Raw genomic sequence first — 20,622 nt, 5'->3', positions numbered from 1 at the left:
CCGATCTCACCTTTACCTCATGGGCAACGCGTTCGACGTCATCATCGTAGGGGGAGGTGCCGCCGGCATCGGCGCCGCCCGGCGGCTTGCGGTCCACGGGTTATCGGCCCTGCTGCTTGAGGCGTCGTCGCGCCTTGGCGGCCGCGCGCACACGCAGGACCTCGGAGGGTATCCGCTCGACCTCGGGTGCGAATGGCTTCATTCGGGCGACCGCAACGCCTGGGTGGTCATCGCCGAGGCGTCGGGCTTCCCGGTGGACCGAGGCGAGCCGCCATGGACGAAGGCCCACCCCGGCATCACCCAGGACGAGGACGCCCAGGAGGCGGCGCAACGGGCGTTCGGCGCCTGGGAGGAGCGGCTCCGTTCGGCCGCGGCGGGCAGCGACCGGGCGAGCGACGCGCTTGAACCCGGCGGCACCTGGAACGCCTACGTGCGGGCCATCGCCGGCTTCATGAGCGGTGTCGGGCCCGAGGCGATCTCAGCGACCGACTACCTGGCCTACGACGATGCCTCGACCGGCAAGAACTGGCACCTTCCGCTCGGCTACGGCACGCTGGTCGCCGCCAGCCTGCCGTCCTCGACGACGCTGCACCTCGCCACCCCCGCCGAGCGGATCGATTTGACGGCGGACGGCGTCGCCGTCACCACCCGCGCCGGCATCGTCCGCGCCGGGGCCGCCATCATCACGGTCTCGACCGCGGTCCTGGCGGGCGACGCGATCCGCCTTCCCTCCGGGGTCGACCCGTGGCGCGAGGCGGCCGCCGCCCTGCCGCTTGGTCACAACGAGAAGGTCTTCCTGGAGATCGGCCGGGAGGCCGCGTTCGAGCCGGACTCGCATGCCTACGGCGACCTGCACGACCCAAGGGCCGCGGCCTATTCCATCCGCCCGAACGGATGGCCGGTGATCGAGGCGTTCCTCGGGGGCGAAGGCGCCCGCATCGTGGAAGAGGAGGGCCCGGCCGCCGGCTTCGCCTTCGTCTCGGCGGAGTTGGCCGCCCTGTTCGGCAGCGACGTAGTCTCGGCGATCCGGCCGCTCGCGGCGACGTCGTGGAGCCGAATGGCCTCCATCGGCGGCGCATATAGCTGCGCCCTGCCGGGCCGATCCGGTGCACGGGCACAGCTGGCCCGCCCCTTCGAGGACCGTCTTTTCTTCGCGGGCGAGGCGACCCACCCCTTCGACTTCACAACCGCCCACGGGGCTCACGACAGCGGGCAAAGAGCTGCCGACGAGGCGATGGCGGCGCTTCGGGACAGGCACGGCCTAGGGCTGCGAGACCCTCTCGTCGCTACGGGAACGTGAGCGGCCCTACGGCGACCTCATCCCCGGTAGCGCAGCGCCTCGACCAGCACGACGAACGCCGGCGAAGGCCGGCACAGGGTCGGATAGTACAGGTGATAGCCTGAGAATGGCGGGCACCAGTCATCCAGCACCCGAGTGAGCCGACCGTCGTCCAGGCCGGCCTGCACCTGGTCCTGCGGCAGGTAGGCGATCCCGAACCCGTCGAGCGCCGCCTCCAGGATCAGGGTGACCGTGTTGAAGACGAGTTGCCCCTCGACCCAGACGCGGACGTCCCGCCCGCCCTTCTCGAACTCCCAGGCGTAAAGTCCCCCGAGCGTCGGCAGACGCAAATTGATGCAGGAATGGTCGGTGAGGTCCTCCGGCCGCTGCGGACCCGGACGCCCCGCGAGGTAGGAGGGCGCCGCCACGGCGGCCATGCGCATGTCGGGCGCGATCCGCACCGCGGCCATGTCCTTTGCCACCGTCCCCCCCAGCCGGATGCCGGCGTCGATGCCCTCAGCGACGATGTCGGTCAGGCCGTAATCGACGATGGTCTCGACCTTAATGTCCGGGTTCCCGGGCAGGACGCGTCGCAGGGCGGGCCAGAGGACCGTTCGCGCCGCATGCTCGTCCGCGGTGATCCGAATGGTCCCGGCCGGCCTGCCGCGTATCTCGGCAAGGTCGACGAGGCCGGCCTCGATCTCGTCGAAGCGCGGCCCCACGGCCTTGAGAAGCCGCTCCCCAGCCTCGGTCGCCGACACGCTCCGGGTGGTGCGCGCGAGGAGCCGAATACCCAAGCGCGCCTCAAGGGCCCGGACCGTCTGGCTCAGCGCCGGCTGCGATACCCCGAGCTGCGCGGCGGCCTTCGTGAAGCTGCCCGCCCGCGCCACGGCGACGAAGGCACTCAGGTCGTTCAGGCTCTCACGCAGCATCCATAAGCCCTGCTCATGACCCCATGTTCATTTGAGCACCTAATCGGGTTCGCACCCAAACGCTAGTTTCCGATCCAGCATCGCCGGGGGCCTTCGCGCGCCCGGCCCCATCGATCACGACGGAGCATGGCCATGGACATCAAACGCGCGGGCTCGCAGCCCTCCGGCAAGGGCCCGGAAGAGTGGTTCACCGGCACGGTCCGCATCGACCCGCTCTTCGGCGCGACCGAGCCGGCCCGCACCAGCGGCGCCCTCGTCACGTTCGAGCCCGGCGCCCGCACGGCCTGGCACACCCATCCGCTCGGCCAGACCCTGGTCGTCACCGCGGGTTGCGGCCGGGTCCAGCGCGAGGGCGGCCCCATCGAGGAGATCCACCCCGGGGACGTCGTCTGGTTCCCGCCCGGCGAGAGGCACTGGCACGGCGCCGGCCCGACCACCGCCATGAGCCACATGGCCATCCAAGAGGCGCTGAACGGCAGCCCCGTCGACTGGATGGAGAAGGTCACCGACGGCCAGTACGGCGCCTGAGACGCGCCCTCGAACTCGAACACCCAGGAAGGGGCGGCGTGCCCATGAACACGAACCAAGCCTGCGCGAACGATGCCGCCTTCGCTCGCGAGACGCCGGCCCGCGGATGGGGCGCGGTGTTCGCCATGACCCTCTGCGTCGCGACGCTGATCGCCTCCGAGTTCATGCCGGTTAGCCTGCTGACGCCGCTCGCGGCTGACCTGCACATGACCGAGGGGCATGCCGGCCAGGCCATTGCCGTCTCGGGCCTGTTCGCGGTCCTCACCAGTCTCGTCATCTCGACGGCGACGCGAGGGATCGACCGCCGCACCGTCCTGCTCGTGCTCACCGTCCTGATGATCGCCTCGGGCCTGATGGTGGCCTTCGCGCCGAACACCGCGATCTTCATGGCCGGGCGCGCCCTCGTCGGCGTCGTCATCGGCGGCTTCTGGTCGATGTCGACCGCGACGGTCATTCGTCTCGTGCCGGAGTCTGAGCTCCCGCGCGCCCTTGGCCTTCTCAACGGCGGCAACGCCCTGGCGACCACGGTTGCCGCCCCCCTCGGCAGCTTCCTCGGGGCCTATATCGGCTGGCGTGGCGCTTTCTTCTGCGTCGTCCCGCTGGGGGCCGTGACGCTGGCCTGGCTCTTCATGAGCCTGCCCACGATGCCGTCCGACCGGACGGCCAATTCCGGCACGGTGTTCCGGGTGCTTCGGCGGCGCCAGGTGCCCCTGGGCATGCTGTCGGTCTCGCTGTTCTTCCTCGGGCAGTTCGCCCTCTACACCTACCTGCGCCCGTTCCTGGAGACGGTCCCCCACGTGGACGTGGCGACGCTCTCGCTGATCCTGTTCGGCACCGGCGCGGCGGGTCTCGTCGGCTCCTACTTCATCGGCTTCCTGCTCAGGACACGGCTCTTCAGCCTGCTGATCGCCATGCCCCTCGTCATGGCGGCCATCGCCATAGCCCTGATGGTGGTCGGAGGCTCGACCGTGGCGTCGGCCGCCCTGCTCGCGGGATGGGGGCTCATCGCCACGGCGGCACCCGTGGCGTGGTGGACATGGCTCAGCCGGGCGCTGCCCGACGAGGCCGAGGCCGGCGGCGGGCTGCTCGTCGCCGTGGTGCAACTCGCCATCGCCCTCGGGGCCACCCTCGGCGGCCTCGCCTACGACGCGAGCGGCTACCGCGCGACCTTCGCCGTCAGCGCCGCCGCGCTCTGCGCCTCTGCCCTGGTCGCCCTCCTCGCCTGGCGTCAGCGGCCGGTCGACGGCAGCCGCACCTCGAATTGATGGGCCCTCTCATGGAACGTGCCACCCGAGCTGCGACGCTTCTAACCGCGGCGATGGCCGCCGTCCTCTCCGGCGAAGCTGTGCTTCGCGCCGAGCCCGCTCCGGACGCTCGGCCTTCCTCATCTCCAAACGGAAAGCCAGCCGTGATGGAAAGCATCCGCATCCGGCTCGCCGGCGAGACCGTCACCGTGACCCTGGAAGCCGGCGAGGCCGCGCGCGCCTTCCGCGCGCTCCTGCCCCTCACGCTGACCCTGAAGGATCACAACGGCACCGAGAAGATCGGCGATCTGCCCAGGCGCCTGTCCGTCCAGCGCGAGCCGTTGGGCGCCGACCCGGAGCCCGGCGACATCGCCTACTATGCCCCCTGGGGTAATCTCGCGATCTACTACGAGGATTTCGAATACTCGCGCGGGCTCGTCCGCCTCGGCCGCCTGAGCCGCATCCCGGATGCCTTCCGGCAAGCCGGCCCGGTCAAGGTGACCATCGAGGCCGTCCGATGACCGCCGGGACGCCGGGACGGCAGGCCCTGGCTCGCACCCTCATCGTTGCGGCCTGCCTCGCGGGCACGGTCGGAGCGCCATCGGCAGACGAGGCGCCGGGCAAGCTGACCTACGATGCGCGGACACGCGGACTGGTGCCCATCCCGCCCGGCGAGCGGGACTTGCAGAGCGTGGTCGCCCAGCCCTGGTTCAAGGTTTCCGACGAAGGGATCCCCCTGGAGGGGCCGTCCTTCGACCGGGCCGGCGACCTGCTGCTCACCGATGCCGGCACCGGCCGCGTGCTGCGCCTGACGCCGGACAGGCGACTGACCACGGTCGTTCCGGCGAACGCCCTGAACCTGGGTGGTCTCGCGATACACAGGGACGGCCGCATCTTCGCCGCCGGCACCGGTGGCTTAAAGCGCGGCTCCATCGTCTCGGTCCGACCGAACGGCACGGACATGCGGACCGTTATCCCGCCGGACGCGGGGTACGTGGTCAACGACCTCGTCTTCGATGCCGAGGGCGGTTTCTACTTCACCGATTTCCGGGGCACCTCCACCGATCCGAAGGGGGGCGCCTACTACGTGGCGCCGGACCTTAAGACCGTCACCCCGATCCTGCCGAACCTCGCGCTAGCCAACGGCGTGGCGTTGAGCCCGGACGGCAAGACCCTGTGGGTCACCGAGTTCGGTCGCAACCTGCTGCACCGGGTCGACCTCGCGGACGCGACCACGCCGACGCCGCTCGGGACCACGGTGGCCTACTATTTCACCGGTCCGGCGCCCGACTCGATGCGCACGGACTCCGACGGCAACCTCTACGTCGCCCTTTACGGGCAGGGCCGCGTCCTGGCGTTCAACCGCAACGGCATCCCCATCGGGCAGGTGCTGCTGCCGGGGCGCGACGACGGCCACAACCTGCGCTCCACCAGCATGGCGCTGCGGCCCGGCACCGACGAGCTCCTCATCGTCACGAACGACGGCACCGGCGGCCAGGGCTCCACGATCTTCCACGCCCAGGCCTTCGCGAAGGCGCTGCCGCTCTTCTCGCATCGATGACGCCCGCCACCGGTCCAACGGAAACTACCACCATGAAAACCAACGAACCGGTGCCCCTGTCCGGGGCCGCGGCAATCGGTGACGGCCCCGTGACGGTGTGGACGCGGCGTGCGGTCGCCGGTCTTCTCGTCCTCGTCGGCCTCACCCTCGGCGCCGGGGGCGCGGCCTTGGCTTGGTACGGTGGCTCACCGTACTACCTGCTGACTGGAGCCATCGTCCTCGCGAGCGGCGTCCTCGTCTGGCGGCGCAATCCGATGGGCGTACCGCTCTTCGCCGCGATGTTGGTGTGGACAACCGCCTGGGCCGTCTGGGAGGTGGGCTTCGACGCCTGGCAGCTCCTGCCCAGGCTGCTCGCTCCTTTCGTCCTTGGACTGGCGCTCCTGTTGCCACCCGTCCGGATCGCCGGCCCCCGCAGGCTCACCGGTTCATGGGGATGGCCGGCCTTCGCCGGGGCCCTGATCCTCGCCGTGGTGGCGGGGGGCGCCCTGCACCCGGTGGCACCGGCCGAACCCATCCTGCGCCGTGGCGTCGCCGAGCGTGCGCCCGGCACGCTGCCGCAACCCCTGGCCCGCATCACGGGCGAGGACTGGCCGAGCTTCGGCAACGACCCGGGCGGCACGCGCTTCAGCCCGCTCGCCGATCTGACCCCGCAGAACGTCGGCAAGCTGGAGGTCGCGTGGGAGGCCGAGACCGGTCCCGACACGCCCGGACCGGCGACCGCCCTGGAGGCGACGCCGATCATGGTCGGCGATGCCCTCTACCTGTGCGACGGCCACAACCGCGTCATGGCCCTCGATGCCGAGACCGGGCGCGAGCGCTGGCGCCACGACATGTCGAACGGCACCCCGCCCTCGGGCAAGCCGTGCCGCGGCGTCGCGCATTACCGCGTGCCAAACGCGACGGGCCTGTGCGCCACCCGCATCATCGCGGCGAGCCAGACCCCCGAGCTGATCGCCCTCGACGCCGCCACCGGCAAGCCCTGCACCGACTTCGGCAAGGACGGACGCGTCGATCTGCGCGAAGGGATCAGCACCTACCCCGCGGGTCAGTATTACGTGAGCTCGGCCCCGCAGATCATCCGCGGCAAGGCGGTGGTCGGCGGCGGCATCCCCGACGGCCAGTTCTGGGGCGGCCCGTCCGGCGTGATCCGCGCCTTCGACGCCCGCACCGGCGAACTGTCCTGGGCCTTCGATCCCGGCCATCCCGACCGGATCGGCGCGCCGCCGCCGGGCGAGACCTACACGCCGTCCTCACCCAACAGCTGGGCGCCGATCAGCGCCGACGAGGCGCTCGGCCTCGTCTACCTGCCGATGGGCAACGCCACGCCGGACAACTTCGGCGGCCTGCGACGGCCGTTCGACGAGGAGGTCTCCAGCGCCGTCATCGCCCTCGACGCCGAGACCGGCCGCCTGCGCTGGCGCTTCCAGGCGACCCATCACGACATCTGGGACTACGACACCCCCTCGCAGCCGACCCTGATCGACATGCCCACGGCGACCGGAATGCGGCCCGCCCTCATCCAGCCGACCAAGCGCGGCGAGATCTTTGTGCTCGACCGCGAGACCGGGCAGCCGATCAAGCCGGTGACCGAGGTGGCGGCGCCGCAGGGAGACCTCGGCCCGGGGGAGCGCCTGTCGCCGACCCAGCCCGCCTCCCTCGACCTGCCGGCCTTCCGGGGCGCGACCCTGCGGGAGTCCGACATGTGGGGCGCGACCCCCGTCGACCAGTTGCTCTGCCGCATCCTGTTCCGGCAATCGCGCTACGAGGGGCACCTGACCCCCATCACGTTGGGCAAGTCGGTCCTGATCGATCCGGGCTCGGTCGGCGGCGTCAACTGGGGCAGCGCTTCCATCGATGTCGACCGCGGCATCATGATCGCGAACTGGATGCGGTTCCCCGACCGGGTCGAGCTCGTGACCCGCGAGGTGGCGAACCAGCGCAAGCTGAAGCTGTCGGACGGGCAAAGCCCCGGTGGCGACGCCGACAGGCCGATGCTGAATACGCCCTACGGCGCCTATGGCGGGCTGTTCATGTCGCCGCTCGGCGTGCCCTGCACCGCGCCGCCCTGGGGGCTCATCGCCGCCGTCGACCTGTCGAGCGGGCGCCTGCTCTGGTCCAAGCCGCTCGGGACCGCCCGTGACACCGGGCCGTTCAACATCCCGTCGATGCTGCCGCTGACGGTTGGCACGCCGGTGTCCGGCGGCGCCGTCACCACGCGCGGCGGCCTCGTCTTCGTCGGCGCCAGCATGGACCGCACCTTCCGGGCGCTCGACGCCACCACGGGACGCGAGCTCTGGCAGGCCCGGCTTCCGGGCGGCGGCAACGCCACGCCGATGACCTACCGCAGCCCGGTCAGCGGCCGCCAGTTCGTGGTGGTCGCGGCAGGCGGGAAGCCCCCGCTCACCATCAGCCTCGGCACCAAGCTCGTCGCCTACGCGCTGCCCCGCTGAACCCTTCCGCGGGGCCTTCCGAGGCCGCGCGGTGATCCCACAGATTCCGGAGATACCGATGACCCAGACCCATGATTTCACCGGCAAGGTCGCCTTCGTAACAGGTGCGACGAGCGGCATCGGGCGCGCCACCGCCCTGGCGTTCGCCAAGGCCGGCGCGGCCGTCACGGTCGCCGACGTGTCCGAGAAGGGCAACCTGCAGACCGCCCGCCTGATCGAGGAGGCCGGTGGCCGCGTGCTTGCGGTCCGTTGCGACGTGAGCAAGTCCGAGGACGTGAAGGCCGCGCTCGACCGGACGATCCAGACCTTCGGGAAGCTCGACTTCGCCTTCAACAACGCCGGCATCGAGCAGCCGGTGGCCCCGGTGTCCGAGATCGAGGACGAGGACTTCGACCGCCTCGTCGCGATCAACCTGCGGGGGATGTTCCTCTGCCTGAAGCATCAGGTCCCGCTGCTGCTGAGGAACGGTGGCGGCGCCATCGTAAACACCTCCTCGGGCGCGGGCGTGAAGGGTATCGCTGGCCAGGCCGCCTACGCCGCGACCAAGCACGCCGTGATCGGCATGACCAAGAGCGCCGCCCTGGACTACGCGAAGGACGGCGTTCGCATCAACGCGGTCTGTCCCGGCATCATCGACACTCCGATGATGCAGCGGTTCACCGGCGGGACCCCGGAGGGCCTGGCACGGGTGATCGCGCAGGAGCCGGTCGGACGAATGGGCAAGTCTGAGGAGATCGCGGCGGCGGTGCTCTACCTGTGCTCGGACATGGCGGCCTTCGTGATCGGCCACGCCATGGTGGTCGACGGCGGCCAGACCGTCGCCTGACGCGGTCGACCCCGATGGGGAGCCCACGGACCCTGCACCGTGGGTCCCCGGCCGGTCCGAAATCACGTCTCCGGCACCCTACGATCCTTTGATGCCTCCTCCTTTCCCGCACCAAGACGGAAGCCGCAGCGTGCGGTCGACCGATCCGTCCATTCGACCTCGGAGCCCTCGTTGATAAAGGCCCGTACGTGCATTCTCATTGCCACGTCCCTGCTATGCGGCGCACCGGCCAAGGCTCAGCGGTCCAACACCTTCGGTCTGCCGATACGACTGCGTGGGGGCGAGCCAGCGCGACGTCCGATCCCTACATCCGCGTACCGGGTGCCGAGGTTTCGTCGAGCCTGCCGACGGACGAAACGGCAGCTGCATGCTCCTACGCCGGCAGCTTGGCGATGACCTCATCGAACGCCCCGGCCGTCAGCGCCCCTTCGTAACGGGCATCGTTCACGAACAAGGTCGGGGTGGCATGGACGCCGAGCCCCTCCGTCGCGCGGGCCTGCACGCGGTTCACGTGGTCGTAGAGCGCTTGATTGGCGAGGACGGCGTCGAACTTCGCTCGGTCGAACCCGGCCTGGCGCAGCAGGTCGCGCATCGCATCGAGGGGCTTCGGCACGAAGGCCCATGTGGCCTGCTTCTCGAACAACAGGTCGGTGATCGCATAGTAGTGCCGTCCGCCATCGGCCCGAGCGAGCATGAAGGCGGCCGTGTCGAGCGGGTTCAGGGGATACCCGCGCAGGGCGAAGCGCACCCGCCCGGTGTCGATCCAGCGGGTCCTGATGGCCGGCAAGGTCCCGTCGTGGAACGCTGCGCAGTGCGAGCACGTCACCGCGGCGTACTCGATCAGCGTCACCTTGGCGTCGGACGCACCGATCCAGATGTCCCCGAGGGGACCCGCCATCGAGGGGTCCCCTACGGAGACAGCGAGGGCATCGGAAGGCCATGTCGCCAACGCCCAGGCGGGACCGAGGAGGATGGGGCCAGCGAGCAGGTCGCGACGGGTGATCCGTCCAGACGCCGTTCCTTCGGTGGATCTCATGCGATATTGCCTCGGTCGCCCCCCACCCGGTCGGATCGACCGGATGGGGTGTTGGGAACGGGTTCGTCTCCGGTACCGTGGGTCGCCTCGACCGGAGCCGAAGCGACCCTGGGCATCGTCGGCAAGGTCACCGCGATGCATCAAAAGAGGGTAGCTGAAGGATCAGTTTGGCCAGCAGCGGCGGCCGTAGGGCCCGATGTGGAACCCGGCCGGGCATGAGCGGCCGCGGATGTAGCCACCCCATTGGCCACCGGTCCGGCAGCCGCCGTAGGGGCCGCGGTGGGCGTAGGGGCCGCAGCCGCCGTAGACCTGGATGATCTCGGCGCCGTCCAGGCCGGTGGACACGGCCGGCTGGATCAGCGGCGACGCCGCGGCCGGCAATGCCAGTCCAGCCAGGATGGCGACCGGTGCGAGGATCTTCAGCATCGTCGAGTCCTTCTCTGCTCTCGTTCGAGCCGCGATGCCGGAGATGGCCTCGCGACCGATGAGGACAGGATCGTCCTCGCTTGCCTCCCGGATGTGACGGGCCGATGCTTCGGCGTAACGTTTTGTAACGGGCCGCCCTTCACGTCGGCCTGGTCCTCAGGCGATGGCCGGCAGGGTCGCGACGAGGCGGGCACCGCCGAGCGGGGACGCCTCGGCCACCACGGTACCGCCGTGGGCCTCCGCGATCTGCCGCGCAATGGCGAGCCCCAGGCCGGTGCCGCCGGTCTGGCGACTGCGGGAACGCTCGATCCGGTAGAACGGACTGAACACGGCCGTCCGCTCGGATTTAGGTATTCCCGGGCCGTCGTCGTCCACCGTGACACGGCACGACGCGCCGGTCCGGCTCACGGAAACGGCGACCGTGGACCGGCCGAACTTGACTGCGTTTCCGATCAGGTTGGCGACGACCCGACGCAGGGCAACCGCGTCCCCGGCGGCCACGGCATCCTGCACGTCTTCGCCGGTCATGTGGACGTCGATGCCATGTGCGGCCTGCTCGGCCACCTCGACCGCGACAAGGTCGGCGAGGTCGACCGCCGTCCGGCCCACCTCGACCGCGGTGCCCCGTGCGAAGCCGAGGGAGGTCTCGATCAGCGCGGTCATGGCATCGAGATCCTCGACCAGTCGGTCCCGACGCCCCGGCTCCGACACGCCCTCGGCCCGCAGCCGCAGGCGGGTCAGGGAGGTCTTGAGGTCGTGCGAGATGGCGCCGATCAGCAGCGAGCGCTCCCCGAGGAGGCCGACGATGCGGTCCTGCATATCCCGGATCGCCTGAGATAGGCGCCGGATCTCCGGGGCGCCCCGCGGGGTGGCGACCGGCTCCGGCGCGCGGCCGTCGAACCGGGTCACCGCCTCTGTCAGACGCCGCAGCGGGGTTAGTTCGCGGCGTGTTCCGACGAGGACGAGCCCGGCGACCGCGGCGCCGAGGACCGCCACCCACAGGCTCAGTGGCTGGCCGAGCAGCCACGGCATGATCGAGCGATGCTTCTCGACCGCCGAGATGACCAGGGTCCGGCCGTCCGGCAGCCGATACGTCGCCGTGGCGAGCTTGCCGACGGGGAGGTTCCGATCCCTGTCGTTGACGTCCTCGGGATCGACGCCCCGGTGCAGCATGGCCGTGTCGGTGTAGGCCCGTAGCGGCCCGTCCGGATCACCGGTCATCCGGCGCAGGCGCCGTTCAAGGCGCGGCTCGCGGATCAGTCCGGCGGCATCCGGGGCCGTGTCCATGATCTCGGCCCTGAGGGCCTCGCCGCTGACGGCCCTCAGGATGGCCGGCCTCAGGGCGGGATCGGCATCCCTAAGGAGTGTGACGATGTTCGCGGCTTGGTCGACGCGCGGGAAGCGCGTCCCGTAGGGCGAGCGCTCCTGCCGCCGCTGCCACGTGTCCAGGGCGACGGTAGCGAGAACCAGAAGCGAGAGCGCCCCGAGCAGGAGCAGCATGATCCGCCCAAGCAGTCCGACGCGGGCCATCACGGCGCCGGCCTCACGGGCGCGGCGAGGATGTAGCCGGCGTTGCGCACCGTCTTAAGCAGCGCGGCCGCGGCGCTGCCCCCCGCGTCGAGCTTGTGGCGCAGCCGGCTGACCTGGACGTCGATGGTGCGGTCGAAGGCATCGGCCGAGCGCCCCCGCGTCCAGTCGAGGAGTTGATCACGCGAGAGCACCCGCTGAGGCCGGGTGACGAAGCAGTGCAGCAGGTCGTACTCGGCGCTGGTCAGGGCGATCTCGGCCGCCGGTTCGCCGGTCGTCACGCGACGAGCGGCGAGATCGACGATGAGGTCCGCCACGGTCAGGGTCCCGGGATCGGCGGCGTCCGCGCGAACCCCATTCCCATGGGCCCGCCGCAGGACGGCACGGATGCGGGCGAGCAGCACCCGCGGGTTGAACGGCTTCGAGACGTAGTCGTCGGCCCCCATCTCCAGGCCGAGCACACGGTCGATGTCCTCGTCCTTGGCGGTGAGCATGACGACGGGAGGGCCGCCCGCCTCGCGCAGGCGCCGACAGATGGAGAGCCCGTCCTCGCCCGGAAGCATCCAGTCGAGCACGATCAGGTCCGGGGCCGACGCGACCGCAAGGTGCTGGTCTAAGCCCGCGCCACCGTCGAAGCCGATCACGCGAAACCCCTCGCCCTCCAAGTAGCCGGCGAGTTGGGTGCGGATGTCGCCGTCATCCTCGACGACGACGATGGTCGGGCCTTCGTTCATGCCCCGAACATACGAAGGCCGGTCGGCTCGACAACGTGCAAAAGACCTTTGTCACAAAACGTTACATTGCGCCCGGTGACACGTTTCGCGCGTCATACCCTGGGGATCGCACGACGCCTCGGCCCGCGCGTTGCCACTCACCCAAGGAAATGACCTTGCCCAAGCTCACGACTTCCATCGACTATTCCGACCGCGACGCCGCCATCGCCATCAACTCATACACCACGGTCCTTCGGCATCCGAAGGTGCCGCATGAGCTGTTTGCCACCTACTGGCGGGACGTCCACGGCCCCCTGTGCTCACGAATTCCCGGGCTCGGCTGGTACGTACAGACCCACCTCTCGCGCGAGCAGGACGCTCGCCTCTGGCCCGAGATAGAGGGCATCAAGCCCTTCCCGGACTACGAACTTGATGGCGGCGTCGAGATCGGCTTCCAGTCCGCGGAGGATCAGGCCGCGTTCAACGAGGCGTGTCCGATCCTCTTCGCGGACGAGCAGAACATGTTCGCCGCCACCGTCGCCTACGCGCTGCCGAAAGGATCGACCACGCTGGTCGACCGGGTCGCCGAGCCATCCCCGAACGACGATGACGGTCTCGACCGCATCCACCTCCATCTCGGCGCCGCTCACGACGATGCCGCAGTGTTCAGAGACCGCGTCGGCCGTCTCGCCCGGGCGCTCGTCGCCGAGGAGCCGGTACTGCGGGTCCGCCTCCACCTGCCGGAGCCCTACGACAATGCCGACCCTGCGCCCCCCGCGCCCAACGTCGGGCACGAGGTCCCTGCCGAACGCCGCCTCGTTGCCATCATCGACATCGCGTTCGCCTCGCCGCTGGAGAGGACCACCTTCTACGCCTCCGAGGCCTTCATCCAGGCCGCCGAGGGCCTAGGCCGGGACGTGGCCCATGCCTCCCCGTTCGCTGTGAGCGGGGTATATACGTATGTCCGCGACAAGGAATTGACGCTCGCCGGCTTACGGGGCAGCCGTCCAGCTCAGCTTATCGAGAAGCTAGGCGCCCGGAACCAGGTCGCCGAAGATGTCCGCTACCTATTGCACACCGGCAAGCTCTTGGGTCACTGATGATCAAGGCCGGGTAGCTGATAGGGTTATGACTCAATCAGATTCACTGAGAGAGCGGCTGCCCCCGACCCAACCTCGCTGGAACGCAGAGGGCATCCGGTACGCGTAAACGGACGCTTCCCCATCGGCAGGCTGGCTGAGCCCTCGTGGTGCGGCTAGACCGTAACGACGATCTTTCCGATCTGCTCGTTGCTYTCCATGAACTTGTAAGCCTCGACGATGTCATCGAGCTTGAAGGTCTTGGCGATGACCGGCTTGAGTGCCCCCGAGGCCAAGCCCTCCACGATGTACGCCTTGGCCTTGCTTAGGCGTTCCGGGTCCGTGCTGACCTCGAAGATCTGGTAGCCGCGCACCGTGAGGTTCTTGCCGAGCAGCGAGAGGACCGGGATCGTGATCGGGGTGGTGTCGAGCGCGCCGTACTGGAAGAAGATCCCGAGGGTGCTCAAGGCCTCAAGGATCTTGCCGACCTCCGGTCCGCCGACCGGGTCGAAGGCGACGCGGGCGCCCTTGCCGTCCGTGATCCGCATCACCTCGGCGACGAGGTCCTGCTCCTCCGTGGCGATGACGTGGGCTGCGCCATGCGCCAGGAGTTCGTCGCGCTTGTTGCTGCGCCGGGTCAACGCGACGGGGAGGGCGCCGAGGGCCTTCGTGATCTGGATGGCGGCGAGCCCGACACTGCTGGACGCGGCGCGGATCAGCACCGTCTCGCCGGCCTTGACGTCGGCGATGTCGACCAGGGCGCCGTAGGCGGTCGTGAACATCATCCAGGTGGCGGCCGCCTCCTCCCAGGACAGCGTGTCCGGGTGCTTCACGACACCGATGGCCGGTGCGTTCACGAGCTCGCCGTGGAGGCCATACGCACCGAGCATGAAGCAGGGGACCACGCTGACGGCATCGCCCGGCGCAAGGCCTTCGACATTCGCTCCAAGGGCCTCGACGATCCCGGCGGCCTCGTAACCGAGGATGGCCGGGAAAGCCGGCTCGGTGACGTACTGTCCGGTCCGGAACATCACCTCGGCGCGGTTCAGTCCCATCGCCTTGACCCGGATCTGGACCTCGCCGGCCTTCGGCGCCGGCACCGTGACGTCCTCGACCTTGAGGACTTCGGGTGCGCCGATCTCGTGAAACCGTACGATGCGCGTCATGGGCCTTTTCCTGCCGCCGGTGCCATTCCCGTGGATCGGGGATGGTTTGCCGACCTGAACGTAAGGGTGGGCGACTGCTGCGATAACCTGCTAGTTTCTGCGCGCGGTGATGAATGAGACAGAACAATGCGCGCGGCCGAACTCGGTGAGATGTCGACCTTCCTGGCGGTCGCCAAGCATCGCAGCTTCCGGAAGGCCGCGACGGAGCGCGGCGTCGCGTCCTCGGCGGTCAGCCATGCCATCCACAGCCTTGAGGAGCGCATCGGCGTTCGGTTGCTCCAGCGCACGACCCGGTCCGTTGCCCTGACCGATGCGGGCGAACGCTTCCTCGCCGAGCTTGCCCCCGCCTTCGATCAGATCGCGAGGGCCCAGGAGAGCCTGAACACCTTCCGGGAGACGCCGTTCGGCACCGTCAGGATCAACCTGCCGACCTCGATTGCCCCCTTCCTGCTGCGCGACGTCATGGTCCCGCTGATCGAGGAGAACCCGGGCCTGAAGCTCGACGTCGTGGCGACCGACCGCTTGGTCGACATCGTCGAGGAGGGTTTTGACGCCGGTGTCCGGTTCGGCGAGGTCCTGTCCCGGGACATGGTCGCCGTCCGGATCGGGCCTGTGCAGCGTCTCGTCGTGGTGGGCTCGCCGGATTACCTGAGCAAGCACCCGCGTCCGGAGCACCCGCGCGATCTCGCTCGGCACACCGGCATCCGGTACCGCTTCCCCAGCGGCAAGATGTTCAACTGGCGGTTCGAGCGGGGGGGCGAGGTCATCGAGGTCGAGGTCGACGGCCCGATCACCCTCGACGACCAGGGCCTGATGATCGAGGTGGCCACCAAGGGAGGCGGCCTCGCCTATGTCTGGGAGGATCGCGCCAGGCCGTACCTCGATGCCGGAACCCTGGTCCTTTGCCTGGAGGAGTGGTGCCCCGTGAAGGGCGACCTGTTCCTCTACTATCCGAGCCGACGGCATGTTTCCGGGGGTCTCAGGGTCTTGATCGACCGCATGAGGATCTGATGCCGAGGACGAAATGAACTGAGGAGGCCGGGGATGCGTGAGATGGTGGCCGCTTCGGCGAAGAACTTACCGTAAGCGGTCAGGCGGAAATCCGCCAAAGGCGGTCATAAAGCGGACGGACGGGTCCCGACCCAACGCAGTCACTGCTGTGAGAGCGCGGGCGTCCAGAAAGCAGCCGTTCCTATGTGCCTCAACACAGAACGGCTGCTGGTCCGCAACGAAGCTTTAGGCCCCCATAGTCATAACGGAGCCGCCGTCGACCCGGAGGAACTCGCCGGTGATGAAGCTGGCGTGTTCCGAGCAAAGGAACGTCACTGCCGCCGCAACCTCCTCAGCTCGGCCGCGGCGCTTGGCGACGATGCCGGGGCGCTCCTCATCCAACGTTTGTTGAACCGCCTCGTCGAAGGAGATGCCCTTCTCTTTCGACTTCTTCTCCATCTGGGCGTCGGTCATCGGCGTGGCAATGAAGGCCGGTCCGACCGCGTTCACGAGTACGCCGTCCGGGCCATAGGCCTTCGACAATCCCTTCGCGAGGTTCAGAACACCGGCCTTGGCGGCGGCATACGGCAGTTCCTCGATATAGGGCTGCACCGCGTCCTCCGAGGAGAACAGCACGATGCGGCCCCAGCCCGCCTTGCGCATGTGCGGGATGAAGGCTCTGGTAGCGCGCACTCCGGCCATGAGATCGGTCTGCAACGCCTCAATCCAGTCCTCGTCCGTGAGTTCAAGGAAGTCGCCGGACGCTCCCGTGATGCCGGCGGCGCAGACGAGGATGGTGGGCTTGTCATCGAAGGCCATGTTGGCGAAGGCGGCGAGCACCTCGATCCCCTTGGCCCCGCTAAGGTCGGCTTCCACGGCGCGGACTTGACCCAGCGCCGACAGCTCCGCGGCGGTGGCCTGCAGTTCGGCGCCTTCCTTGTCGGTCAGAACGACGTGGACGCCCTCGCGCAACAGATGCTCGGCGGTCGAGCGACCCATGCCCGACTTCCCACCTGTCACGACGGCGACCCGTCCCTTGATGCCGAGATCCATGGCTGTCTCCTTGGAAAAGCGGTGGTTAGGTCGACCGACGTTGAGTACCTGGGGCTAGGCTAAGCCGAAGCGGGCGTGAGACGGCTTCAGGCGCTGCGGGCCTGCTCCGGATGGCGCCCTTCCGCGAACTCCTCGACGATCTTGGCGCAGAACGCCGGCAGGTCCTTCGGGTTGCGGCTGGTGACGAGACCCTTGTCGACCACCACCTCCGCGTCGACCCATTCCCCGCCCGCGTTACGGATGTCGGTCTTCACCGTCGGGAAGGAGGTAAGCTTGCGCCCCTTGACGACGTCGGCCTCCACCAGCGTCCAGGGCCCGTGGCAGATGACACCGACCGGCTTGGCCTGCTGAAAGAAGTCCCGGACGAAGCCGACCACGGCCTCGCTGCCGCGGAGCTTGTCGGCCCCCACGCTGCCGCCGGGGATGACGAGCCCGTCGAAGTCTGAGGCGGACACGCCGTCGATGACCTTGTCGACTGGATACTTCCCAGCCGGGTCGAGGTCGTTGTTGACCGTCTCGGCCTCGCCTGCCTCAAGCCCTACCACCGTGACGGTCGCGCCGGCCGCGAGCAACGCCTCGCGGGGCTTAGTAAACTCCGGCTCCTCCGTCCCCCGAGGGGCGATCAGGATGGCGATGGTCTTGCCCTGAAGGGTCATGGTTGGCTCCTCTGTGCGTGGCGAAAAGGGGTCGGCGTCAGGCCGGAATGCTCTCCGGCGAGGCAGTGTTCTCGGCGGTCACACCGTTCTCCCGGTGGCGGAAATCGCTCAGCGCCCGGTAGACCTGAAGCCGCGCCCGCATCACCGAACCCAGCGGCTGGTGCGCCGCGAGGCTGTGCGCCGGACGGAAGGTCATCACCTCGTCGAAGTAACGCACCCGCTCTGGGGAGTAGGCGTCCTGCCGGGGCAGGCGGAGCGTCGCCACCGTGCGGTACGGGCTGACCGCGACCGGCCAGTCGACCGACGCATCCTCGATGGGCTGGCGCTCAGCATCGGCCCAAAGCTGCGCCTTCACCTCGTAGACCACGTCGGTTTCGCGGAAGAACGCCGCCGCCGCGTGACGAAAGCCGTCCTCGTCGCCGTGCGGGTCGAGCCGCCATTCGGCCAGGTCCAGCTGCGCCTGCGAAGCCGGGACTGCGCCAAGCTTGGCGACGTAATCGCCGAACCGCATTGGGGCCTGACTGAAGTAGCTGTCGGCGAGCGGGTGGCTGTAGGGATGGCCGAGGAAATCGGCCATGGCGCTCTCCGTGCCGAAGGCGTGCAGCACGCGGTTGAGGTTGCGCGCCGTGGCGGCGACCGCGCTCTTCACGCCCTCTTGCAGGCCCGTAGATTTCCCGATCACTGTGCCGTCCCGCAGGAAGCCCGCCGCCGTGCCCGACGGGAAGGTCGTGCCGGTGGCAAGCACGAAGTCCTGAGTTTCGACGTCGTGGCCGGGCAGCCTCGCGCCGGCCGCGCCGAAAACCTTGATCGACATGCCGCGATGGGTGGACACGCGGTCGCCTAGGGTCTCGCCCGGCCCCTGGGCGAAGCGCACGGCGACCTTGTACGTCCCTTGATTGGCGAACAGACCCTGCGCGAGTTCGGGCGGCAGGTTCTCCGGGACGAACAGCTCTCCGATGACGCAGGCCGAACTCTTGGCGTGGCTCGCGCGCACGGCCCGGTGCTCTCGCTTCTCGACAACCTGCGACTGCTGGGTCATCCCTTGGATGATCCCATCGATGGACTTCTGCTCGTCCGGTGCGGGCGTCTCGATGTCTGGCGCGTAGCGAAGATAGGCCATGCTCGTTCCTCGGAAGCGGGTCTAAGGGCAGATGGTACAAAGCGGAGACCGGGCGGCGCTGGCCGACTGACGGGACGGCGCCTGCTTGGGTGACGCGACGATACCGATTGGCGCGAAGCGGGGACTACCGGGTGTACGCGGCCCAAGCCTTTCCACCCTGGCTTCGGGCAACCTCCGTCTCGGTCGCGGGCTCACGGGCCGACATCATTATCGAGGCACCGGCTGACACCAAGCCTGCCATGGCCCTTAGTTCGTCCGGCTGCTGGGGGTCGCGCGAGATGGCGTCCGCCTCTTTTTGAAGGCGCAGGTTGCAGGCCTTCGTGGCCAACCCGCCATCGGGGGTGCATGCATCGTGTCGGGCGCAGGCCGCATCGAGCGCGTCCACCGGAGCCGCGGTAGCGTTGTTGCCTGGTCCGCAGTAGTTGCCATGAATCAATACCGCCCGTGCCGTATGGCCTGCGGTCTGGGCTGAAACCGGCCAAGCCAGGAAAACGAGGAGTGGAAGGCTTAGAGCAAGCTTATAGTTCATTGTGGGGTCTGCCCCTTCGACCTCTAGCCACAGTGTGCTTGCACCAAAGTGGCTTCCATTGGGATTGTCGCGGGAGAAGCCCCTCCACGGGGCTCTGGTTCCGGACTGGTCGCAATGTCGCAACCTGTCGCGTCGCCCCGGTTCGGCGGGGGCGGCTGGCATCGAATTAGGGTGAGCACCCCTTGGTCTTCACTCGAATGCAGCGCCACTTTGTAGGGGAGCTTGCCCGCGACGAATGAAGAATACATCCGGCGTTCTCAGGCGTCGGCTTCTGCCTCCGCGGTACGTCTTGACTACCGCGTGATCATCTTTGGGAACGCCGGACCGAGAACGTCGTTCATCCCGGCGCCACACCCATCCGGAGCCATTGAACTTGCAAGCGCCCGTCCGCTACAGCCCTCACGTCGAACAAGTCGGCCCCAATGAGGCGCCAACAATCGACAAGTTGAACGAGACTTTCGACACGATCCTGCAAACGGTCGCCGATCATTCGGGGCATGCCGTCAGATCGGTCCATGCCAAGTCACACGGTATCCTGGAGGGGACGCTGACGGTGGACGCTGGACTGCCCCCCGAACTGGCCCAGGGCCTGTTCGCAGAGCCGAGCGAGCACAAAGTCTACATGCGGTTGTCGACAAACGCCGGCGACATCCTCCCCGACGCGGTTTCCCTGCCCCGCGGCGTCGCCCTTAAAGTGCTGGACGTCGAGGGCGAGCGCCTGCCGGATGCAGAGGGGACGACGCAGAACTTCATCATGGTCAACGGCAAGGTATTCCAAGCGCCGAACGCGGAGAAGTTCCTGGGCAGCCTCAAGCTGCTGGCCGGTACCACTGACCGCGCCGAGGGGCTGAAGGTCGCCGCCTCTACGGTCCTGCGCGGTGTCAACAAGGCCCTGCACGCGGTGGGCATCGACAGCCCCACCATCGGTTCCTTGGGCGGCGCGCCCAATGTCGATCCGCTCGGCGAGACTTATTACAGCCTCACCCCGTTCCGGTACGGCGACTACATCGCCAAGTTCTCGCTGGCCCCCGTCGCTCCGGCTCTGACTGCCCTGACCGGCACTGAGATCGATGCAGCCGGCCGCCCGAATGCCATCCGCGAGACAGTGCAGTCCGAGATGATCGGCATCGCCGGCGAGTGGGAATTCCGTGTGCAGCTCTGCCGTGACCTCGAACGCCAGCCGGTCGAAGACCCGACGGTGGAGTGGAAGGAGGACGAGGCACCGTTCCAGCGGGTCGGGATTGTCCGGGTTCAGCCGCAGGACAGTTGGGACCCTGCCCGGGTCCAAGCGGTGGACGAGGAGATGCGCTTCAGCGTGTGGACCGGCCTCGCAGCGCACCGACCTCTCGGCAACATCAACCGCGCCCGCAACGCCCCCTACAGGCATTCGGCTGAGTTCCGTGAGCGGTTCAACCGCTGCCCGATCCACGAGCCCGGCGCGGTGCGCTGAAGCGACATCCCGAGAATGCAACTGCTGTCGGTGGAGGGACCGGGTGCGACGGCGATG

At 68.7% G+C, this 20,622-nt stretch carries 20 protein-coding genes; 10 read left to right on the top strand and 10 right to left on the bottom strand.

All coding sequences use genetic code 11. The features are described 5' to 3' along the window. Positions 1–19 precede the first annotated feature (19 nt). Entirely contained in the window at positions 20–1,300 is a 1,281-nt protein-coding gene (locus ASF32_RS21010) for an FAD-dependent oxidoreductase (protein ID WP_056433053.1), read from the top strand. 17 nt (positions 1,301–1,317) lie between these two features. On the opposite strand, the gene ASF32_RS21005 is transcribed toward ASF32_RS21010, so the two are convergent. Continuing rightward, positions 1,318–2,211, bottom strand: coding sequence for a LysR family transcriptional regulator (locus ASF32_RS21005; RefSeq protein ID WP_056433050.1), 894 nt, complete (start codon positions 2,209–2,211; stop codon positions 1,318–1,320). Positions 2,212–2,343: 132 nt separating this feature from the next. Between ASF32_RS21005 and ASF32_RS21000 the strand changes: the two genes are divergently transcribed. The 6 genes from ASF32_RS21000 (at position 2,344) to ASF32_RS20975 (ending at position 8,820) form a co-directional block, all read left to right on the top strand. After that, positions 2,344–2,739: a cupin domain-containing protein gene (locus ASF32_RS21000; RefSeq protein ID WP_056433165.1), complete on the top strand. Its 396-nt coding sequence runs from the start codon at positions 2,344–2,346 to the stop codon at positions 2,737–2,739. Between the two features lie 44 nt (positions 2,740–2,783). Continuing rightward, positions 2,784–4,004, top strand: a complete 1,221-nt coding sequence (locus tag ASF32_RS20995; protein WP_056433047.1) for an MFS transporter — start codon at positions 2,784–2,786, stop codon at positions 4,002–4,004. 146 nt (positions 4,005–4,150) lie between these two features. Then, on the top strand, positions 4,151–4,504 hold the full coding sequence (locus tag ASF32_RS20990) for a cyclophilin-like fold protein (protein WP_056433044.1): 354 nt from the start codon (positions 4,151–4,153) through the stop codon (positions 4,502–4,504). Next, entirely contained in the window at positions 4,501–5,544 is a 1,044-nt protein-coding gene (locus ASF32_RS20985) for an SMP-30/gluconolactonase/LRE family protein (RefSeq protein ID WP_082490483.1), read from the top strand. The genes ASF32_RS20990 and ASF32_RS20985 overlap by 4 nt, the downstream gene beginning before the upstream one ends. Before the next feature lie 32 nt (positions 5,545–5,576). Continuing rightward, positions 5,577–7,994 (top strand): membrane-bound PQQ-dependent dehydrogenase, glucose/quinate/shikimate family, encoded by a 2,418-nt coding sequence (locus ASF32_RS20980; RefSeq protein ID WP_082490482.1) that lies wholly within the window; start codon positions 5,577–5,579, stop codon positions 7,992–7,994. A gap of 58 nt (positions 7,995–8,052) precedes the next feature. Next, entirely contained in the window at positions 8,053–8,820 is a 768-nt protein-coding gene (locus tag ASF32_RS20975; RefSeq protein WP_056433041.1) for an SDR family oxidoreductase, read from the top strand. A 373-nt stretch (positions 8,821–9,193) separates the two neighbouring features. On the opposite strand, the gene ASF32_RS20970 is transcribed toward ASF32_RS20975, so the two are convergent. The 4 genes from ASF32_RS20970 to ASF32_RS20955 form a co-directional block, all read right to left on the bottom strand. Further along, positions 9,194–9,856: a thioredoxin domain-containing protein gene (locus ASF32_RS20970; RefSeq protein WP_056433038.1), complete on the bottom strand. Its 663-nt coding sequence runs from the start codon at positions 9,854–9,856 to the stop codon at positions 9,194–9,196. Between the two features lie 162 nt (positions 9,857–10,018). Continuing rightward, positions 10,019–10,282, bottom strand: coding sequence for a hypothetical protein (locus ASF32_RS20965; protein ID WP_056433035.1), 264 nt, complete (start codon positions 10,280–10,282; stop codon positions 10,019–10,021). A gap of 156 nt (positions 10,283–10,438) precedes the next feature. Then, positions 10,439–11,812 carry an ATP-binding protein gene (locus ASF32_RS20960; protein ID WP_056433032.1) on the bottom strand — a complete coding sequence of 458 codons (1,374 nt, stop codon included), beginning with the start codon at positions 11,810–11,812 and terminating at the stop codon, positions 10,439–10,441. Next, the gene (locus ASF32_RS20955; RefSeq protein ID WP_056433029.1) at positions 11,812–12,543 is read right to left on the bottom strand and encodes a response regulator transcription factor; all 732 of its coding nucleotides are present in this window, start codon (positions 12,541–12,543) and stop codon (positions 11,812–11,814) included. The genes ASF32_RS20960 and ASF32_RS20955 overlap by 1 nt, the downstream gene beginning before the upstream one ends. A 155-nt stretch (positions 12,544–12,698) precedes the next feature. On the opposite strand from ASF32_RS20955, the gene ASF32_RS20950 reads away from it, so the two are divergent. Further along, entirely contained in the window at positions 12,699–13,622 is a 924-nt protein-coding gene (locus tag ASF32_RS20950) for a hypothetical protein (RefSeq protein ID WP_056433159.1), read from the top strand. 155 nt (positions 13,623–13,777) lie between these two features. Here ASF32_RS20950 and ASF32_RS20945 read toward each other — a convergent pair whose 3' ends face one another. Continuing rightward, positions 13,778–14,767, bottom strand: coding sequence for a zinc-dependent alcohol dehydrogenase family protein (locus ASF32_RS20945; RefSeq protein WP_056433026.1), 990 nt, complete (start codon positions 14,765–14,767; stop codon positions 13,778–13,780). A gap of 126 nt (positions 14,768–14,893) precedes the next feature. Between ASF32_RS20945 and ASF32_RS20940 the strand changes: the two genes are divergently transcribed. After that, complete coding sequence (locus ASF32_RS20940; RefSeq protein WP_056433024.1) at positions 14,894–15,778, top strand: LysR family transcriptional regulator; 885 nt, start codon at positions 14,894–14,896, stop codon at positions 15,776–15,778. 225 nt (positions 15,779–16,003) lie between these two features. Here the strand turns inward: ASF32_RS20940 and ASF32_RS20935 are convergent, their stop codons facing one another. From ASF32_RS20935 to ASF32_RS26715, 4 genes are all read right to left on the bottom strand, one after another. Further along, complete coding sequence (locus ASF32_RS20935; RefSeq protein WP_056433021.1) at positions 16,004–16,810, bottom strand: SDR family oxidoreductase; 807 nt, start codon at positions 16,808–16,810, stop codon at positions 16,004–16,006. A gap of 86 nt (positions 16,811–16,896) precedes the next feature. After that, on the bottom strand, positions 16,897–17,466 hold the full coding sequence (locus ASF32_RS20930; RefSeq protein ID WP_056433018.1) for a type 1 glutamine amidotransferase domain-containing protein: 570 nt from the start codon (positions 17,464–17,466) through the stop codon (positions 16,897–16,899). A gap of 37 nt (positions 17,467–17,503) precedes the next feature. After that, entirely contained in the window at positions 17,504–18,586 is a 1,083-nt protein-coding gene (locus ASF32_RS20925) for a catalase family protein (RefSeq protein WP_056433015.1), read from the bottom strand. 124 nt (positions 18,587–18,710) lie between these two features. After that, positions 18,711–19,115, bottom strand: a complete 405-nt coding sequence (locus ASF32_RS26715) for a hypothetical protein (RefSeq protein ID WP_056433012.1) — start codon at positions 19,113–19,115, stop codon at positions 18,711–18,713. A gap of 373 nt (positions 19,116–19,488) precedes the next feature. On the opposite strand from ASF32_RS26715, the gene ASF32_RS20915 reads away from it, so the two are divergent. Then, complete coding sequence (locus tag ASF32_RS20915) at positions 19,489–20,565, top strand: catalase family protein (protein ID WP_056433009.1); 1,077 nt, start codon at positions 19,489–19,491, stop codon at positions 20,563–20,565. Positions 20,566–20,622 lie beyond the last annotated feature (57 nt).

Origin of the sequence: Methylobacterium sp. Leaf91 (genome assembly GCF_001422815.1) — a bacterium.
Taxonomy (GTDB): domain Bacteria; phylum Pseudomonadota; class Alphaproteobacteria; order Rhizobiales; family Beijerinckiaceae; genus Methylobacterium.
The sequence above is the reverse complement of the archived record's forward strand: the minus strand, read 5'-3'. Positions and strand labels throughout refer to the sequence as shown.

Excerpts from the sequence above, each read along its gene's own strand:
- ASF32_RS21010 (WP_056433053.1), top strand. The coding sequence starts at position 20 with ATGGGCAACGCGTTCGACGTCATCATCGTAGGGGGAGGTGCCGCCGGC.
- ASF32_RS21005 (WP_056433050.1), bottom strand. The coding sequence starts at position 2,211 with ATGCTGCGTGAGAGCCTGAACGACCTGAGTGCCTTCGTCGCCGTGGCG.
- ASF32_RS21000 (WP_056433165.1), top strand. The coding sequence starts at position 2,344 with ATGGACATCAAACGCGCGGGCTCGCAGCCCTCCGGCAAGGGCCCGGAA.
- ASF32_RS20995 (WP_056433047.1), top strand. The coding sequence starts at position 2,784 with ATGAACACGAACCAAGCCTGCGCGAACGATGCCGCCTTCGCTCGCGAG.
- ASF32_RS20990 (WP_056433044.1), top strand. The coding sequence starts at position 4,151 with ATGGAAAGCATCCGCATCCGGCTCGCCGGCGAGACCGTCACCGTGACC.
- ASF32_RS20985 (WP_082490483.1), top strand. The coding sequence starts at position 4,501 with ATGACCGCCGGGACGCCGGGACGGCAGGCCCTGGCTCGCACCCTCATC.
- ASF32_RS20980 (WP_082490482.1), top strand. The coding sequence starts at position 5,577 with ATGAAAACCAACGAACCGGTGCCCCTGTCCGGGGCCGCGGCAATCGGT.
- ASF32_RS20975 (WP_056433041.1), top strand. The coding sequence starts at position 8,053 with ATGACCCAGACCCATGATTTCACCGGCAAGGTCGCCTTCGTAACAGGT.
- ASF32_RS20970 (WP_056433038.1), bottom strand. The coding sequence starts at position 9,856 with ATGAGATCCACCGAAGGAACGGCGTCTGGACGGATCACCCGTCGCGAC.
- ASF32_RS20965 (WP_056433035.1), bottom strand. The coding sequence starts at position 10,282 with ATGCTGAAGATCCTCGCACCGGTCGCCATCCTGGCTGGACTGGCATTG.
- ASF32_RS20960 (WP_056433032.1), bottom strand. The coding sequence starts at position 11,812 with ATGGCCCGCGTCGGACTGCTTGGGCGGATCATGCTGCTCCTGCTCGGG.
- ASF32_RS20955 (WP_056433029.1), bottom strand. The coding sequence starts at position 12,543 with ATGAACGAAGGCCCGACCATCGTCGTCGTCGAGGATGACGGCGACATC.
- ASF32_RS20940 (WP_056433024.1), top strand. The coding sequence starts at position 14,894 with ATGCGCGCGGCCGAACTCGGTGAGATGTCGACCTTCCTGGCGGTCGCC.
- ASF32_RS20935 (WP_056433021.1), bottom strand. The coding sequence starts at position 16,810 with ATGGATCTCGGCATCAAGGGACGGGTCGCCGTCGTGACAGGTGGGAAG.
- ASF32_RS20930 (WP_056433018.1), bottom strand. The coding sequence starts at position 17,466 with ATGACCCTTCAGGGCAAGACCATCGCCATCCTGATCGCCCCTCGGGGG.
- ASF32_RS20925 (WP_056433015.1), bottom strand. The coding sequence starts at position 18,586 with ATGGCCTATCTTCGCTACGCGCCAGACATCGAGACGCCCGCACCGGAC.
- ASF32_RS26715 (WP_056433012.1), bottom strand. The coding sequence starts at position 19,115 with ATGAACTATAAGCTTGCTCTAAGCCTTCCACTCCTCGTTTTCCTGGCT.